The sequence below is a fragment of the Fibrobacter sp. UWB10 genome, assembly GCF_900182935.1.
GTDB lineage: Bacteria > Fibrobacterota > Fibrobacteria > Fibrobacterales > Fibrobacteraceae > Fibrobacter > Fibrobacter succinogenes_O.
The window spans coordinates 11,730-28,071 of the sequence record NZ_FXUE01000006.1 but is presented as its reverse complement, the minus strand read 5'-3'; the positions used below and the strand labels follow the sequence as shown (position 1 = coordinate 28,071).

The window sequence follows — 16,342 nt, the reverse complement described above, 5'->3', positions numbered from 1 at the left end:
AATGAACCCCACAAAAAAAGAACCCCTGCGTACTGCAGGGGAACCAAACGCGTTTGCGACAGAAAACGAATTAGTTTTCGTTGTTGTGCATTTCCATCTGTTCGCGGTCCATCGTGTGCTGCAAGTATTCCTTGAAGTCACGGTCGATGTTCACACCGTCGAGGTCGAGGTCATCGTTTTCCAACACGAACACGGCGCTCGGGTTATCGAGCCAGCCGACCACGTCCACCTGATCGAGTTTCATGGACTTGTCACCAGCAGCCTGTGCAACGTATTCAATCTTGGACTTCTGAACCCAGCCCTGTCCGCAAGGACCTTTCACGAGCACTTCCGTTTCGCCGTCCTTAAGGATCGTCAGTTCATCATTAAAGCCTGCGGTACAAACGACAGAACCACCATCTTTTTCCTTGGTCAGGTCCACGTCACCCAGCTTAGATTTAACCTTCTTGCCGGCAGCGAAAGAAACGCTAACCATCAGAGCAAGAGCAATTAAGAGCACCTTTTTCATATCTTTCCTCAGAAACAGGTTAAAAACTTGACAATGCAAGTACGAATATACCTTTTATTTTTGACTTTCGTCAGATTTTCTTTTAAATTTTTGCGATATGAAGAAGATTTTACTTATTTTGGCCATCATTTTGGCACTTTTGGGCACTTTTTTGACCGTAAACCTCAAGTCCAGGATGGGTGAGCTGGCAAAAAACACCGAAACAGCCCTCATCGAGGTCCCCAAGGGGAGCTCCCCCGCAAAGGTTTTCCAGATTCTAAAACAGAACGGAATTTGGAGCGACGACCTCGCCTTCCGGTTGACCATGAAAAGGTTGAACCCGAACCTCAAGGCAGGCTGGTTCGAAATCCCGGCTGGCCTTACGCTACCGCAGGTGCTCGCCATTATTGAAAGCGGCAAGGTTGCCGTACGCCGCGTAACCATTCCCGAAGGCCGCGCCTCGTGGGAAATCCCGGCCTATTTAAAGAAGGCTTACCCTGACTTTAACGAGAACCGCTGGAACAAGCTCGTCCAAGACCCGAAGTTCGCCCGCTCGCTCGGAGTCGAAGCAAACTCCCTGGAAGGCTACCTGCTCCCCGACACCTACCCCTTCCCGATTGACGCCGACGAAGAGACAATCCTGAAGCACATGGTGGCCGCAAACCTCAAGGTCCGCGACGAAATGGAAAAGCGTCCGGGCTCTATGTGGAAGACTCTTGGCAGCTGGCACAAGGTGCTGACGCTTGCAAGCGTGGTCGAAGAAGAAACCGGCATTCCCGAAGAACGTCCGCTGATTGCAGGCGTATTCCATAACCGTTTACGCATCGGTATGCCGCTCGGGGCAGACCCCACGGTGCGGTTCATTTTCAGGAACCTGACCGGCCCGATTTACAAGAGCCAGCTCAATAGCAATAGCCCCTACAACACCCGCAAATTCAAGGGTTTAATGCCGGGTCCCATTTCGAATCCAGGCCGCAAGGCGATTGAGGCTGCGCTGTTCCCGGCCACGACCGACGCCCTTTACTTTGTTGCAAAAGACGACGGTTCCATGACGCATTTCTTTAGCTCCAACTTGGCCGACCACAACAAGTACAAGGACGTTGCCGCCAAGAACCGCGGAGAGTAAAATCCGGCAAAATCACCCTAAAAAGTGATTCACCAGATACAGTTGTATACAAAAAAAATTTTCAAGCCCTAGCCTTTAGGCTGGGGCATTTCTACAATTGGCGGCGTATGCAAGTGCAAGTCAAGGACAGATCCCTTTTAAGCCTTTCGTGGCCGCTATTCATTACCTTCGGTATCGCCACGTGCCAACCCATGATGGACAGCTGGTTCTTGTCGCGTACGTCGGAATCGGCGGCAGCGGGCGTGGGGGCACTTATGCCTGTGCTGGGCGCACTCTTTATGGCTATTAACGCCTTCGCCCAAGCAGGGGCGAGCATCGCCTCGCAGTTCATTGGGGCAGAACGCCCCAGGCAAGCTGGCACCACCCAAACTATGGTGTTGTTGGGTAGCCTCTTGTTAGGCGTTGCAATCACACTGGTTATAATCCCCCTAAACAACCAGATTGTAAGCTGGATGGGGCTTACAGGCGAGGCCGCCCACCACGCCCGCGACTTTCTGCATATTGTCTCTATCGGTTTTGCGTTCCGCGCCCTGCAATCCTGTCTCACGTCTTTGATTGCGACCCACGGTCTTACCGTATGGAACCTGCTCGGAAACTTCATCACGATTATTTCGAACGCCATCATGAACGTCATCTTCCTGAACGGCTATCTCGGGTTCCCGCAGATGGGCGTGAAGGGCGTGGCGCTTGCCACCATGCTTTCTTGGCTGATTGCCGCAAGCATTCTGTTCCTGATTTTGCGAATCAAGGTCCACCACAAGATTCGCCGAACCGACTTCAAACGTTCCCGCGTGATTCTGCCCGACTGGATTCGCATCGGATTTCCGGCCGCGGTCGAGCCCGTAAGTTTCCAGATTTTCCAGGTGGTGCTGACAGCGATTGTGGTGCACTTGGGCATTATTGCCATGACCGCCCGCATCTTTAGTGCAAACTTCGCCATGCTCGCAGTCATTTTGAGCGTGGGTTTGAGTAGCGGAAACCAGATTCTCGTGGCTCACCTTGTGGGCGCCCACGACTTTGACAAGGCGAACCGCCGACTGCACCAAAGCCTGATTGCCGGTAGCGCAAGCGGGCTCATTGTGGCAATCATCGTTGCCCTCTTTGGGACCCAGTTGCTTTCGTTCTACACCAGCGACCCCGAAGTCATCCGCCTGGGCAAGCTCTGCCTGTGGTGCGACGTGATTCTGCAGCCGTTCAAGGCCGCAAACATGGTCATCACCTCGGCCCTCCGCGCGTCGGGCGATTCCAAGTTCCCCGCCATCGTAGGTTCTGCCATGATGTGGACCTGCGGCCTGGGTACCGCCCTCCTGCTCGCCTTCGGTCTAGATCTCGGTCTCGTGGGTATTTGGCTCGGCATGGCCGCCGACGAATTCTACCGTTCTATCGTGAATTATATCCGCTGGCGTGGCGGCAAGTGGAAACAGTACGGCGTCGTATAGCAATTTGCTCAAAAACAGCCGTATTTTCCATCACGCTTTTTTGTTAGCCCCTTTTATTTGGGGCTTTTTCATTGTATATTGTAGCTATGATTTTGTCGTTCAAACATAAGGTAATGTTCCTGTTATGCGCAGCAGCTTTCTGCTGGGCACAGGATTTGGATAAACCCGTGAACGACGTAGAAGTGTTCCGCCCTGAAAAGCGTGACACCAAGGTGCAACTGGTTGACTCGACCAAGAGCAATTCCGTCACCTTGAACGTGGACATTTTCGCCGACGGCCTAGTCGGGTCGTACTACATTCTTTGGGACGAAGTCGATCTTTCCGAAGACATCAAGAAGCAGATGACCACCCGCGATTTCGCTCGCGATGAATTCTTTATGCAGAACATCGACCGCGAGCAGTTCGAACAGGAACGCCTGCTACAGCTCTTCGAAGACAAGAAGAAGGAATACTTCGCCGTCTTCCCCGAAGAAGCCCTCAAGATGCTTGAGGACCAGCAGAAAGACCAGTAGATGTTTTCCCTCGAAAAATCTTTCTGCGATTGGAAACTCAGCGGTTTCGGAAATTCGCCCGCATTTCTTTTTGACAGCCTCGAAAGCACGCATAGCCTAATGAAGGCCCGAGCCTCCGCAGGCGAAATTGCGCCCGGCACCTTATTTGTCGCCGACACGCAAACAGCCGGGCGCGGCCGTCATGAGCGCACGTGGGCATCGCCCGCCGGATTAAACCTTTACTTCAACATTCTGATTCCACTCGACGGAATCCCGCTTGCATCTGCCCCGCAAATCACGCAGGTAGCAGCGCTTACCTTTGCCGAAGTATTCAAAAGCCTGCAAGACGAATCCAACGCGCAAGGCCGCGGGAACAAGAACATCGGGAAAGTCACCGTCAAATGGCCGAACGATATTCTGTGCGGGAAAAGCAAGTTCTGCGGAATTCTGGCGGAGATCGTTATGGTTCCGACACAAAAAGCCGATGCTGACCTGCGTCAGCATGACTTAAGGAAGCCAGCGGTCAGCATGGGAGTGGGCATCAACGTAAACAGCAGTCCGCTAGATTACGCCTACCTGGGCCGCGCGGTCACAACACTGAAAGACATCTGCGGTCAAAACATCAATCGCGAAAGACTCTTGCAAATGCTCATTGCAAATCTGGAACGCGCGATTGGGCAGTTCCGAGCCTTCGGGATTCGCCCGTGGGTTGCCGCCTGGAAGCGCATGGACCAGTTCATCGGCGCACGGGGCACCATTATCGTCAACAATCACTGCACCGACGAAAATCGCGACAGCGGCTCAGGCGCCATCAAAAAAACAGGCTCCATTCTTGACATGCAAGATGATGGAAGCCTGTTGTTCAAATGCGACGACGGCACTATCGAAACCGTCTACTCCGCCGACTTAGAAATTTAATCAGCGATTCTTTTCAGCCTTACTTTCTTCTTGTCTTATAGAAGAGGCTGCCGACCAGAGAAACGGCAAGCACCACGATCATCGCTGTAAGGCCCATGTCGGCAAGGTTCTTGTACTCGCCCACATGTCCCGACTCAATGAGCATAATAATGATCAGCGCAATTACGGCGGCGGTAGCGCCCATGCGGTCGAACATCTGGATTTTGTCTTCGATGGTGAAGGGCTTCTTGAACGGACCGTTAGTAAAGGGCATTGACATCGCCTCCCATGCAAATCCACACGATGAGCCCCGCCATCACCAATACGCTGATAGCGACATTCGCCAAAAAGAAGTCGCGGTTCATGGCATCGAGGTCATCGGATTTGCGGAATAAATGGATGTAGAGGATTGCAGCGGTCATGAGTCCCGTTACCACCCACCAGGGGATTCCCATGCCCCAGAACACGCCGAAAGCCACACACAAGGCAAGCATAGCCACATGGCTCCAGAAAGCAATCTGCAAGGCGCGTTTACGGCCAAAACGGGCAGGCACCGAATGTAGGCCCATCTGGCGATCAATTTCTTCGTCCTGAGTCGCATAAATAATATCAAAGCCGCCCATCCAGAGCATTAGAATCACAAGCAAGAAAATCGGGAATACAGCAAATTCGCCGCGAATGGCTATCCAGGCTCCAAGTGGGCTCATGCCAATCGCAAACCCCAAGAACCAATGACAAAGCCAGCTAAAGCGTTTCCAGTAAGAATAAGAAAGCAGCAAGAGCCACACCGGTAACGCCAGCAGACCGGCAAGCGGTTGTAACAGCGCCGCAAACAGCACGAAAAGCACTCCGTTTACGGCAAGGAAGGCAATCACCGACGCCTTGCTCAGGCGCCCTGCAGGCAGGTGACGCTTTGCAGTACGCGGGTTCTTGGCATCGATATCGGCGTCGGCAATGCGGTTGAAACTCATGGCGCTGTTACGGGCGGTCACCATACAGCCCACAATAAGCGCAATCATCTTGACCGCCTCCGCGGCAGCCATGCCGCGAAAACCGTTTGCCGCGACCCACATGGAGCCAATCGCAAAAGGCATCGCGAAAAGCGAATGACTAAAGCGCACCATGTGGCCGAATTCAAGAACCTTTTTAAGCATACTTATTTCTTTTTAGCTCTCACCTTGGCCAAGTGCTTCACAGAAGGCGTTTTCTGTTTTACCACTTTAGGTATCGAGATTCCCTTCCAAGGCTTCACAATGTCGGCAGCGTCCCTCATTGCACCCAAGTGCATCAGGATTTTCGCGACTACGGTATCCACCAATTCTTCGATTGTCTTCGGGTGGTCATAAAAATGAGGCGACGCCGGAATCACAATCCCGCCTTGACGAGTCAAACGGGTCATGTTATCCAAGTGGATCAAGTTGTAGGGGGTTTCGCGCGGCACCACAACCAAAGGGCGGCGTTCCTTGAGGCAAACATCGGCTGCGCGAATCAGCAAATTGTCAGACGTTCCACCAGCAATGCGACCAATCGTACCCATGGAGCACGGAACCACAGCCATACCCGCATAATCGGCAGAACCGCTTGCACATTCGGCAAAGAAGTTCTTCACGTCAGGAGCATCATCCACGTAATCGAACAGTTCGTCCTGACCTTCGTAGGCAACGACTCCCCTACCCGGCGGCGTCACCAAAGCGGTCACATGGTGTCCTAAACGTTTTAAATGCATTGCGGTCCTTGTCGCGTAAATGGCGCCGCTTGCACCGGTTACCCCCAAAATGAACCTCATGTTCGTCTCCTCAATAATACGCGGTAGGCCACCCCGAAAAAGCACGGCTTCACGTGCACCAGTTCAAAGCCGTTCGATTCCGCCATTGCGACAAAATCCTTGACCGGCAAAAAACGAAGCACAGAATTCACCAAATATTCGTAAGCTTCCCGCTTGCTAAAAAAGGCTCCCAGCACCGGAATAAAAAGCGGTGCAAGTCTCTTGTAGAAAAACTTGTTGAATGCGTTTCTCGGAGAAAAAAATTCCAATACCTGCAAGTACCCCCCATTTGAGAGCACACGGGCAGATTCCTTCAAGCCACCTTCGGCATCGGGCAAGTTTCGCATTCCAAAGCCGTTCAACACCACATCGAACGAGGCATCACCAAAAGGCATTTTCATGGCATCGAGCTGCAAGGGAACCGCTGTCATTTTCTTGCCTGCAGCACCCTTCAGCATACCAAACGAAAAGTCGCCCAAAACGGCGACATCTGGCTTGCCATTGAATTTTTCGTAAGTAACCGCAAAATCGCCCGTGCCCCCACACAAGTCTAGCAGACGTTTGCCGGGGTTTTGCCGTTTCAGTTCGCGACAGCAACTGCGGCGCCACAAGATGTCCTGAAAGCAACTGAGCGTATGATTTAAAAAATCATAGCGGTTGGCAATTTCGTCAAACATCTTGCGCACAGGGCTTCGCATGACGCCAAATATAGAAAAAGGAACCCGGCTATCAAGCCACAGGTTCCTTTCCAAAAACTTACAAAGCGCTATTATTTGAACGTTGCCGTTACAGAAGCTCCTTCAGCAACCGTTGCAATACACTTTTCCGGTACGTTAGGCACAGGTTCGCAACCCGTCCAGCCACCAAATACGGCACCGGCAGCAGGAATAGCAGTCAGCTCCATTGTATTTCCGGCAAAGAACTTAGCCTTGTAACTAGCACTCGGGAGGACCATGCCATCCATAAGGACAGAGCCTTTACCTTCCGTAGCCGTAATCGTAACAGAAACTAGGCTACCCACGCCGAATTCTTCCTGAATTTCAGACAGGAATTCCGAATCGCGGCTTTCCGCCCAAGTAGTAAGCCTTTCGCCCTTCGCATCAAAATGTCCATAAGTGGATCTTCTTTCTTTGTATGCTTCTACTTCCATATCTCTATCAATATCCGCTTGATTGAGCATGCCAGCAAGGAACGCTCTATTTTTCTCAACGTTCTTAGCATTCAAGAAAGTATTCAGCATTACGGCAGCATGGTTCAAGAACAGGCGTTTGAAATAGGCGTTTTCAATCAAGCGAGTGTAAAGGACATGGAAGCAATGAGCCTTGTCTCCAGTGAACTTAGTGCTGCTACTTGTGTAGCAAGAACCGTTAGAACGTCCACCCTGCTTAACCCATTGGAACATATTTTCGTGCTTGCCAAAACCTTCGACACCCCATTCCCAATCAAAGCCATGGTCAAGGTCATAAACCATGAACTTCCAAAGCGGAGAATCCGGGGCCTTCCAAACGCGAACGTTGTTGTTCGGCCAGTCACCATTGTGAACGTACATTTCGGCGAGCATGTAGTTGGCAAAGTTGCCCATATCCATGAGCGTCGTCATGTAGTTGTAAGCATCGTTATCTGCAGCAAAGTCGTGGTCTGCGGCATATTCCAGCATGGCGATATATTCGTCAGGGGTACCGTTGCTAGCTTCGACCTTTACACCCAAATGCTTGAGGAACGTAACAGAAGAAGCATCGATTCCGTAATTTGTTTCAACAAAGTTCTTGTTAAAGCGTTCGCGCATATCGTGAATGCCGTAGTACTTACCGTTATAGAATACCACCACCTGGCGGCTACGCTGGTAATCAACACCGCTGCCTTCAAGAATAGCACCACCCACAGCATCAGCAAAGTAATCGCTCACGAAACGGTTACCGTTGTTACGCAGGTTAAAGCCCTTGTACTTGTCGTTCACGCCCTTACGCGTTTCGAACAAAGGATACTTCAGCCAGGTTCCACCGTATTCTTCTTTCATCACAATAGCGACAGACTTCTTGCGTTCCATGCGGCTCCAGCCACCCATCAAGGAAATTCCGCCATCGGCTTCCCAGGCCCTTTCCTTGCTGTTGGATCCGTTTTCAAAGTATTCCACATGAACCGGAAGTTCACCGGAATCGTTCGGATAAGATTCATTCGGAGCATACATCTGGTCGTGATCCATATCCGGTTCTCCACCATTTGTCTTCTTGTAGTACTTTTCAAAGAAGTCCGGATCCACGCTCACAGCCACCACAGGCATTTTTGCCATTTCACCGACAAAGTAGGTGTTGGTGACCACTTCCTTAGAAAGGAGACCTTCCTTGAATGCAGCACAACGGAGAACCGTACTATTTTCAATCTTCATGTCAGACTTGAATGCTTCAGAAGACTTGGTCGGAATAGAGCCGTCCTTCGTGCAACGAACAGAAACACCTTCCGGAACATTCGGAGCCTTCAAGGTCACAGGTTCATTGTAGAAGCCGCCCTTCTTATCAAACGAAATCTTGGGAGCAACGCCATCGTAGGCGACGGCTTCCGTATTCGGCTTTTCGGGAGTCGGATCTTCAAAGTACTTCCACACACCACCGTCAACAATGCCCCAGCTCATGCCCGTAGAAAGTTCCGGATATGCAACCGAGTCACGGATGGAATAATACTGGTCAATTAAGTAAACCGTTCCACCGCTCCTATTGAGTTTCCAGTTTGTATGGGTACGAAGTTTGTATATCGTGGAATCATCCGAAGGTGCCACAGCAGCAATGTTATTCTTGTCGCAGAATACCGTGCGGAAAGACTTGGCCGCAATCAGTTCATCACCAAAGACCCACTTGCGCGGCTTTTCACGACTTTCAACAAGAGCATAGCCTTTAAGGTTTGCAGCAACATCTCCGGCATTGTAAATTTCAATCCAACCCGGATCATCACCATTTTCATCGAGCCAAGTCAAATTCACAGGGGAAACTTCGGTAATTCTCAACGCAGAGTTTCCGACCCATTCAACAGTCGTATCAGCAGGCACATAAACGGTGTCGATCTTCCATAACGTATCACCCGTAACCGGGTCAATCGTACGGACAGTATCCTTATGCCCCGGAGTTTCTACAATTGTCGTAACCGTATCACCGGTAACCGAATCAACATGAACCACGGTATCAACCCTTACAGGAAGGGGTTCATCGGAATTTTTGTTTGAAGTGGAATCTTCCATACAGGCAACGAAGCCCGAGAAAACCAAACCGAGTCCGCCAATGAAAGCAAGGCCTTTTATCTTGTTGAATACGTACACACTGCTACCCTATGATAAAACGTTGCTCGGAAATCCCAAATTCCAGAGTCATATTCTTTAGCACCCAGCTACTAAATTTAGAAGATTATTCAAAAAAAAGGGAAAAATATCAGTAATATTCTATTTACCCTTGACAGGGCTCACAAAGTGTTCTATATTTGGCCTACCAAGTCGGCGCTGTAGCTCAGTTGGTAGAGCAGCGGACTGAAAATCCGCGTGTCGTCAGTTCAACTCTGACCGGTGCCACGAAAAAAGACCTCGATTTTATCGAGGTCTTTTTCTTTTCTTTTACAAAACTAGCTTTTCAAAAGCACGGTGTTAAAAAAATTTTAATTGGGGTCGTGGCGGTAGAGGCTGTAGATTTCATCCCAATGTTCCATCAGGACATCTACAAGTTCCGGTTGGAACTGGCTGCCACGCTGTTTCAAGAATTCAGCCTTCACTTTGTCTTCGGGCCAAGGCTGCTTGTAGCAACGCGGGCTAGAAAGAGCATCCAGAACGTCGGCAACAGAGCAAATACGGCCTGCAAGCGGAATATCTTCGCCAGCAATGCCATCTGGATAGCCATGGCCATCCCAACGTTCATGATGCGAACGGGCAATCGATGCCGCAAAGCGCAACAGTTTGCGCTTGGAGCCGCAAAGCATGTTGTATCCGATTTCGGAATGCTTCTTCATGACGGTATATTCTTCTTCGGTAAACCGACCCGGCTTGTTCAATATGGCATCAGGAATACCGACCTTGCCCAAATCATGCATCGGGGCGGCAAGGCGAATGCGTTCCACTTCTTTGTCCGGAAGGCCGAAATACCTCGCCAATATGCCGGAAATCTCAGCGACACGTTGAATGTGGTCGCCCGTTTCTTCGCTACGATATTCAGAAACTTCACCCAAGATATGGATAATTTCCTGCTGAGTCGCTTCCAGTTCCATGTTCAACATGGCCGATTCGACAGTCTTAGCCGAATACACAGCCGTCAAGCGAAGGCGTTCCAAATCTTGGACCGAGAATACAGCCGCTTCGCCCAATTCGTTCTGACCTTGCTTGTTAATAGCCTGGAACACACCCATTACGTTTCCGGCAGAATCCATGAGCGGAACCGTCATCACAGACGTTGTTCGATAATGAGTCTTTTCATCGCTCCTATGGTCGAACCTCGGGTCTTGGTAAGCATCTTTGATTAAAAGCGGTTCGCCAGTCCTTACGGAATAGCCAACAAAGCCTGCATCTTTAGGAATGCGAAGTTCGCTTACGCCATGAGCAACCTTTGTCCACAATTCACCACGGTCATTATCGACAAGCCACAGGGAGCACCGGTCCGCCGATACAATCGAGCGACCCAGGTCAGCCATCAGAATAAGCAAGCCATCCATTTTTCGCTCTGCCGCAATCTTCGGCATGTAAGCGAACAATAGATCCAATATTCTTTGGGACTCTACTGCCTGTTTTTCGTCCAGTTCCGTCATACATTGTAAAATTTAAATAAACTTCGCATTATTCTCAACTTTTATTGACAGAATTAGGCGAATTTTTCTATCCTTGGAAAGCCTTGGAGGAATAGGCTAATTGGTAAGTCAGCGGTCTTGAAAACCGCCGCCGTAAGGCTTGGGGGTTCGAGTCCCTCTTCCTCCGCTAAAAACTCCTTCATAGGAGTTTTTTTTATTTCACTTCCCATTCAACGCGATTGTCTGCCGCATAGTCCGCCGCTGCCGAGGCAGGCTCGTCATAAAGCAACGTGCAAACCTTAATCGGCAGCGGGAAATCCCGTCCGAAAGCAGCAAGACATGCCGAAGTCGTCGCCCCTGTCGTAAACACGTCATCTACCAGCACAACCGTTCCCGTCGCTGGCACATTTTTGAGCACGCATTCAAAAGCGTAGGCCACATTACGTTCTCGCTGTTCTTTTGAAAGTTTAGTCTGAGACACGACGAAGGTCTTTCTTTTAAGCCAACGGCAAACCTTCCCTCCAAACGCAAGCGAAAGCGCCGCCGCAATTTTTTCAGCCTGATTATAGCCGCGTTCCCGGAATCTTGCCCGGTGAAGGGGAACCGGCACAAAGAACAAAGGTTTAGGTAGCATCGCGAAATCCTCGGCCACCGCCCCGCACCGTACCGACGCCGAATGTTTTACCAAATAGGTCGCCATTCCCGAAATGCCCCTATACTTTAACGCATGAACAAGTTTACGCGTCAAAGGCCGCATCGGGTATAAACTGTAAGCCTCGGGCCCAGGGTTAACATCAATCCTCGACTCACGCTCCAATTCTTTTACGCATTCAGGGCAAAGCCATGGATCAAGTTTTCCCGAAGGATTTCCACACCCAAGACATTCCGCCCCAAAGACAAATCGTTCTACACGTTCAATCCAGCGCATATAAACTCCTCGGAGCCAAAGAAGCTCCTTGTATATATACGCCAGCTTTGCAAAAAGTGTGAAAATCTGCCCCTAAATTTTGGGGGCAAACAGAACTATCTTCTTCGTGCCTGGAATCGCAGGCAAAGCAAGAATCCGACCAGCACCATACAGGTAAGCGCAAACGATCCGCCATAAGATAGGAACGGCAAGGGAAGCCCTGTCACCGGCATAAGGCCAATCGTCATCGCAATATTCACCATAATGTGGAACAGGAAAATCGTAGACGCCCCCATGACCATCAGCGTCACGAACGGGTCCGACGACTGCTTGCTAATCGAGGTCGCACGCCACAGGAACAGGGCATAAAGGCACAAAATGAAAGCGCAACCAAGAAAACCGAACTGTTCGCCAAGCACGCTAAAAATAAAGTCCGTATGTTCTTCAGGCAAGAAGGCAAGATTCGTTTGCGTTCCGTTTCCAAAGCCCTTGCCGGTTAAGCCGCCCGAACCGATTGCAGTAAGCGACTGCAGCACCTGGTAACCATCGCCCAAGGGGTCACTCATCGGATCCAGGAAGGTGTTCACGCGCTTTTGCTGGTGAGGTTCCAACATGTTCCAAGCCATCGTACTTGCGTAGCCGGCAAAAATGTTAGCCATCAAGAAAATGGCCGACAATACCTTAGGAAGTCTACGGCGGAAAAGAGCGAACACCACCACGCAAATCAAAATTCCCCAAAGGAATTCGAACAAGAGTTCTTGCGAATGCGAGAACAGCACCGAAAACACCGGGCTTACAATCAGGAACATGTCGGTAAGCGTAAGGCCAGCAAAAAAGAATCCCACCATCGTTACCGCAATAAACACAAGTGCCGTACTCAAGTCTGGCTGCTTAAGCACTAATGCGAACGGAACAATGAACAAGAAAAACGGCACCACGAAGGTTTTCATCTTGAACAAACTTACCGGATGCTTCGAAAGCCAATAAGAGAACGTCAAGAGATACGCAATCTTTGCAAATTCAGAAGGCTGCAGTTTGAACACGCCAAGGTCAATCCAACGGCCAGCGCCTTTTACCACATCGCCCGCAAAAAAGAGCACCACCACAAGCAAAATAAGGGCTACCGCATATAGCGGGAACGCCGCCCGTTTCAACCAGTCAATGCGCACAAAGATAAGGGCACCCGCAAACACGCTGCCAAAAATAAAGTACACAATCTGCTTGAACCAGAAGGAATCGAATGTTATGACTTCCTCGTTTACCGTCGCCGAATAAACAAGCGAGACACCGCAGGTCATCAACGCAAGCGTCAGTACAATGAACAACCAGTCAAATTTGAGTGACTGGTCCAGGAATCGTCCGGACTTCACTTTACGCCCTCCTCTTCCTTCGCCTTGTTTTCAAAATAGGCTTCCAACACTTTTTTAGCGATCGGGCCCGACACGGCACCGCCACCACCAGCGGCTTCCATAATAACAGCCACAGCGATTTCCGGAGCATAAAGCGGAGCAACGGCAGCATACCAAGCGTGAGTCTTTTCGCCTTTTTTCCATTCGCCAGAACCCGTCTTTGCACCCACGCGAACATTCGGAAGAGCACCGCGCTTACCCGTACCGCCTGGATGGTTCACCACGGAATCCATGGCCGCAAGCAAAATGCGATGCGTGTAGGGTTTCATGTTTCCCGGGCGAATAATTTCAGGCTCATAGCGACGAACCACATTGCCCTGGAAATCACGCAATTCCTTCATAAAGTGAGGTCTATAGACGCCCTTTCCAGTTGCCAAGGAACCAATCAAGGTTGCCTGCTGTAAAGGCGTCACAATCTGCCCTTGGCCAATCGACAAGTTCAAAATCAAACCACGAGCCCAACGCCAACCCAAGCGCTTGTTACGTTCATTGAAAGACGTTGAATCCGGAAGCCACCCCGCCTTTTCGCCAGGGATATCCACTCCGAGCGGCTTTTCGCCCAAGCCAAAGCGCCTGCCGAATTCATTGATACGAGCCATATCGATATCAAGGCCGGCCTGGTAAAAGAACACGTCACAACTCAAACGGATTGCGTGCACCACATTCAAGTTACCATGCGTACCCCAACATTTCTGGTAGCGCGCCCCGTACTGGTAACCGCCCGTACAAGGTTTGGAATAATACTTGTTCTCGGTCAGGATTCCATTTTCTAGCCCAGCACCAGCTGTCACCAATTTAAAAATAGATGCCGGCGGGTATGTTCCCGAAATAGCGCGGTTTGTAAGCGGCCTCATGGAATCGAGCGCCACGTGAGCCCAACCCTTGTTGCGCTCACGCTTTTTCAAAGAGAAAATATTCGGATCCAATCTCGGCGAAGAAACCATTGCCAGAATTTCACCATTACGCGGGTCGATTGCGACAAGCGCACCCTTCGCAGAATCGGGAATTGCCTCTTCGGCAACCTTCTGCAAGCGCAAATCGATGGTCGACACCAAGCGCAATCCCGGCACAGGTTCTGTGCCTTCGACACCGTCGACCGTGCCCACCTCACGACCAGAGGCATTCACTTCCACAAGCTTCATGCCGTTTACGCCGCGGAATTCCTTATCGTAAAACTGTTCAAGCCCTTTTTGGCCAATTCGGTCGCCCTGCGTATAACCTTCGTATTCGGGCAACTTGAGCTGTTCTTCCGAAATTTCACTCGTGTACCCAAGCGCATGCGAAGCCATTGTTCCGTAAGGGTATTCACGACGCGATTCGATTACCGTCATTACGCCGGGCAGTTCTTCGGAGCGTTCTTCGATAATCGCCACCTGTTCTGCAGAAGCATCTTCAAGCAAGCGAATCGGCCTGTTCTTAATCCAACGGGAACGCTGAAACGCCGTATCCAGCGAAAGCGAATCGAACAAGCGTTCTCCCGCAGTATCTTTAATGCTAAGCAATTTCATGAACAGGGAATCGCGCTCGCTCTTTTTGCGCGGCATGTTAATGGAGCTAAGCGCAATCTGGTACGAAGGACGGTTACGCACCAGGACTTCGCCATTGCGGTCGTAAATGTAACCGCGTTCGGCCACAAGGACAACCTTTCGAATACGGTTGTTTTCAGAACGTTGCAGGTTTTCATCGTAATGGGTAAACTGCAACGAAAACAGGCGCATCAAAAGAATAAAAAACAAGACCACAACACCGGTCATGTAAATCAATACATTCCAGTTCCTGTTTTGCAGGGTCTCGTTTTCAGACATTCCCTTAAGCATGCTTCTTGTTCTTCTTGCCCAAATCCAAGTAGAAGAAAATACCACCAATCAGCATCGTATAAATGCATTCAGGCAGCGATTTTGTCAAGAACAGGTTCGTGACGACATCTTTAGAAAGTCCTGTAATCGCAAAGTAAATCATGTCGCACACAAAAAAGCCAAGGCCGAGAACGCCCACTTTAGCAGGCAAGTTCAGCGACAAGAAACGTTCTTCAAGCTGACCAACCGCAAAACCAAGCACCGTCATCGAAATGGAATTTGCACCAAGCCATTCTACCGGCGCATACACATCTTGCGTAAAGCCAGCAACAAAGCCCCACAGGCAGCCCGCAGTAGGCCCCATTCTAATGGCTACCGCCACAATAAAAATCACAACAAAATCCGGCGAAATGTCAAAAAAGCCAAGCCATTCCGCAACTGTCATTTGCAATGCGAATACAAGTATAAACATCACAAGAACCTTAAGCCACCCTAAATTATTCATCGAGCAACTCCTTGATAATCCAATCAGGTTCTTTTTCCATCACAAACACTTCTTCAAGAATCGAAAATTCTTGGAACGGTTCAACATCCATCAAGCGCATCACATCGAGGTCAGACTTGCGAACATCCCTCACGGTTCCCACAGGAATTCCTTTCGGGAAAATACCGCCAAGGCCCGAAGTCACAAGCGTATCGCCCGCATGAATTCCGGCATGAGTCGGAACCATAGCCATCAGGCGGCGGCCATCCATCGATTCAAGGAATCCCACCACACGAGTGCGACGGTCCATTACAGACAACTTAAGATTCGGGTCAACCAGCAACTGAACGCGGGAATGACTCATGGTCGCTTTCGAAATTTTTCCGACAAGACCATTCATCGAGAACACCGGCATGTTTTCTTTCACACCATGTTCCGTACCGCGGTTAATCACCATCGTCGTAAGAAATCGCCCAGGATTATGACCAACCACACGAGCCGTCACAATCGGGAAATCCCACTTGTCATCAAACCGGACTAGCGTGTGCAGTCGAGCTAGTTCTTGCAGGCCTTCACGCGCATGATACGTTTCTTGTCTCAGGCGCGCGTTTTCTTCTTTCAGCTGTTCATTTTCAAGAGCAACCGTCTTGAAATGTCCAACCGCAGACACAATACGCTGCGCAGGAAAATACAACGTCGACACCGCTGTTGAAACAATGCTCTCGCGGATTGGATTCGGAGCCTGTCTCATCAGAAGTCCTAGTGCCAAGAAAAACACAAAGGCAACAA

16 protein-coding genes and 2 tRNA genes are annotated in these 16,342 nt (G+C 50.3%); 6 read left to right on the top strand and 12 right to left on the bottom strand.

Going from position 1 to position 16,342, the window contains the following annotated elements:
- Nucleotides 1-70: 70 nt before the first annotated feature.
- Nucleotides 71-508: a hypothetical protein gene (locus tag QOL41_RS12755; protein ID WP_073056223.1), complete on the bottom strand. Its 438-nt coding sequence runs from the start codon at nt 506-508 to the stop codon at nt 71-73.
- A gap of 97 nt (nt 509-605) precedes the next feature.
- On the opposite strand from QOL41_RS12755, the gene mltG reads away from it, so the two are divergent.
- The 4 genes from mltG (at nt 606) to QOL41_RS12735 (ending at nt 4,461) form a co-directional block, all read left to right on the top strand.
- Nucleotides 606-1,613 (top strand): endolytic transglycosylase MltG, encoded by a 1,008-nt coding sequence (mltG, locus tag QOL41_RS12750; protein WP_283430062.1) that lies wholly within the window; start codon nt 606-608, stop codon nt 1,611-1,613.
- Between the two features lie 107 nt (nt 1,614-1,720).
- Entirely contained in the window at nt 1,721-3,052 is a 1,332-nt protein-coding gene (locus QOL41_RS12745) for an MATE family efflux transporter (RefSeq protein WP_283430061.1), read from the top strand.
- A gap of 86 nt (nt 3,053-3,138) precedes the next feature.
- The gene (locus QOL41_RS12740; RefSeq protein ID WP_173653142.1) at nt 3,139-3,564 is read left to right on the top strand and encodes a hypothetical protein; all 426 of its coding nucleotides are present in this window, start codon (nt 3,139-3,141) and stop codon (nt 3,562-3,564) included.
- The gene (locus QOL41_RS12735) at nt 3,565-4,461 is read left to right on the top strand and encodes a biotin--[acetyl-CoA-carboxylase] ligase (RefSeq protein WP_283430060.1); all 897 of its coding nucleotides are present in this window, start codon (nt 3,565-3,567) and stop codon (nt 4,459-4,461) included.
- A 19-nt stretch (nt 4,462-4,480) separates the two neighbouring features.
- Here QOL41_RS12735 and QOL41_RS12730 read toward each other — a convergent pair whose 3' ends face one another.
- The 5 genes from QOL41_RS12730 to QOL41_RS12710 form a co-directional block, all read right to left on the bottom strand.
- Nucleotides 4,481-4,714, bottom strand: a complete 234-nt coding sequence (locus QOL41_RS12730; RefSeq protein ID WP_283430059.1) for a hypothetical protein — start codon at nt 4,712-4,714, stop codon at nt 4,481-4,483.
- The gene (locus tag QOL41_RS12725) at nt 4,701-5,594 is read right to left on the bottom strand and encodes a 4-hydroxybenzoate octaprenyltransferase (RefSeq protein ID WP_173653145.1); all 894 of its coding nucleotides are present in this window, start codon (nt 5,592-5,594) and stop codon (nt 4,701-4,703) included. The genes QOL41_RS12730 and QOL41_RS12725 overlap by 14 nt, the downstream gene beginning before the upstream one ends.
- Before the next feature lie 2 nt (nt 5,595-5,596).
- Complete coding sequence (locus tag QOL41_RS12720) at nt 5,597-6,226, bottom strand: UbiX family flavin prenyltransferase (protein WP_173653146.1); 630 nt, start codon at nt 6,224-6,226, stop codon at nt 5,597-5,599.
- A complete protein-coding gene (locus tag QOL41_RS12715; RefSeq protein ID WP_283430058.1) occupies nt 6,223-6,903 on the bottom strand; it encodes a ubiquinone/menaquinone biosynthesis methyltransferase in 681 nt (226 codons plus the stop codon). Before QOL41_RS12715 ends, QOL41_RS12720 begins: the two co-directional genes overlap by 4 nt.
- A 71-nt stretch (nt 6,904-6,974) precedes the next feature.
- Nucleotides 6,975-9,512 (bottom strand): CotH kinase family protein, encoded by a 2,538-nt coding sequence (locus QOL41_RS12710; RefSeq protein WP_283430057.1) that lies wholly within the window; start codon nt 9,510-9,512, stop codon nt 6,975-6,977.
- 173 nt (nt 9,513-9,685) lie between these two features.
- Here QOL41_RS12710 and QOL41_RS12705 point away from each other — a divergent pair.
- A tRNA-Phe gene (locus QOL41_RS12705) sits at nt 9,686-9,758 on the top strand.
- 83 nt (nt 9,759-9,841) lie between these two features.
- On the opposite strand, the gene QOL41_RS12700 is transcribed toward QOL41_RS12705, so the two are convergent.
- Nucleotides 9,842-10,978 carry an HD domain-containing phosphohydrolase gene (locus tag QOL41_RS12700; RefSeq protein ID WP_283430056.1) on the bottom strand — a complete coding sequence of 379 codons (1,137 nt, stop codon included), beginning with the start codon at nt 10,976-10,978 and terminating at the stop codon, nt 9,842-9,844.
- Nucleotides 10,979-11,063: 85 nt separating this feature from the next.
- On the opposite strand from QOL41_RS12700, the gene QOL41_RS12695 reads away from it, so the two are divergent.
- Nucleotides 11,064-11,144 (top strand) — tRNA-Ser (locus QOL41_RS12695).
- Between the two features lie 27 nt (nt 11,145-11,171).
- Here the strand turns inward: QOL41_RS12695 and QOL41_RS12690 are convergent.
- The 5 genes from QOL41_RS12690 to mreC form a co-directional block, all read right to left on the bottom strand.
- A complete protein-coding gene (locus QOL41_RS12690) occupies nt 11,172-11,885 on the bottom strand; it encodes a ComF family protein (protein WP_283430055.1) in 714 nt (237 codons plus the stop codon).
- Nucleotides 11,886-11,980: 95 nt separating this feature from the next.
- Nucleotides 11,981-13,234: a rod shape-determining protein RodA gene (gene rodA / locus QOL41_RS12685; RefSeq protein WP_283430054.1), complete on the bottom strand. Its 1,254-nt coding sequence runs from the start codon at nt 13,232-13,234 to the stop codon at nt 11,981-11,983.
- Complete coding sequence (gene mrdA / locus QOL41_RS12680; protein ID WP_283430053.1) at nt 13,231-15,090, bottom strand: penicillin-binding protein 2; 1,860 nt, start codon at nt 15,088-15,090, stop codon at nt 13,231-13,233. Before mrdA ends, rodA begins: the two co-directional genes overlap by 4 nt.
- Complete coding sequence (gene mreD, locus QOL41_RS12675; protein ID WP_173653153.1) at nt 15,083-15,574, bottom strand: rod shape-determining protein MreD; 492 nt, start codon at nt 15,572-15,574, stop codon at nt 15,083-15,085. Before mreD ends, mrdA begins: the two co-directional genes overlap by 8 nt.
- Nucleotides 15,567-16,331, bottom strand: a complete 765-nt coding sequence (gene mreC / locus QOL41_RS12670) for a rod shape-determining protein MreC (protein WP_283430052.1) — start codon at nt 16,329-16,331, stop codon at nt 15,567-15,569. The genes mreD and mreC overlap by 8 nt, the downstream gene beginning before the upstream one ends.
- Nucleotides 16,332-16,342 lie beyond the last annotated feature (11 nt).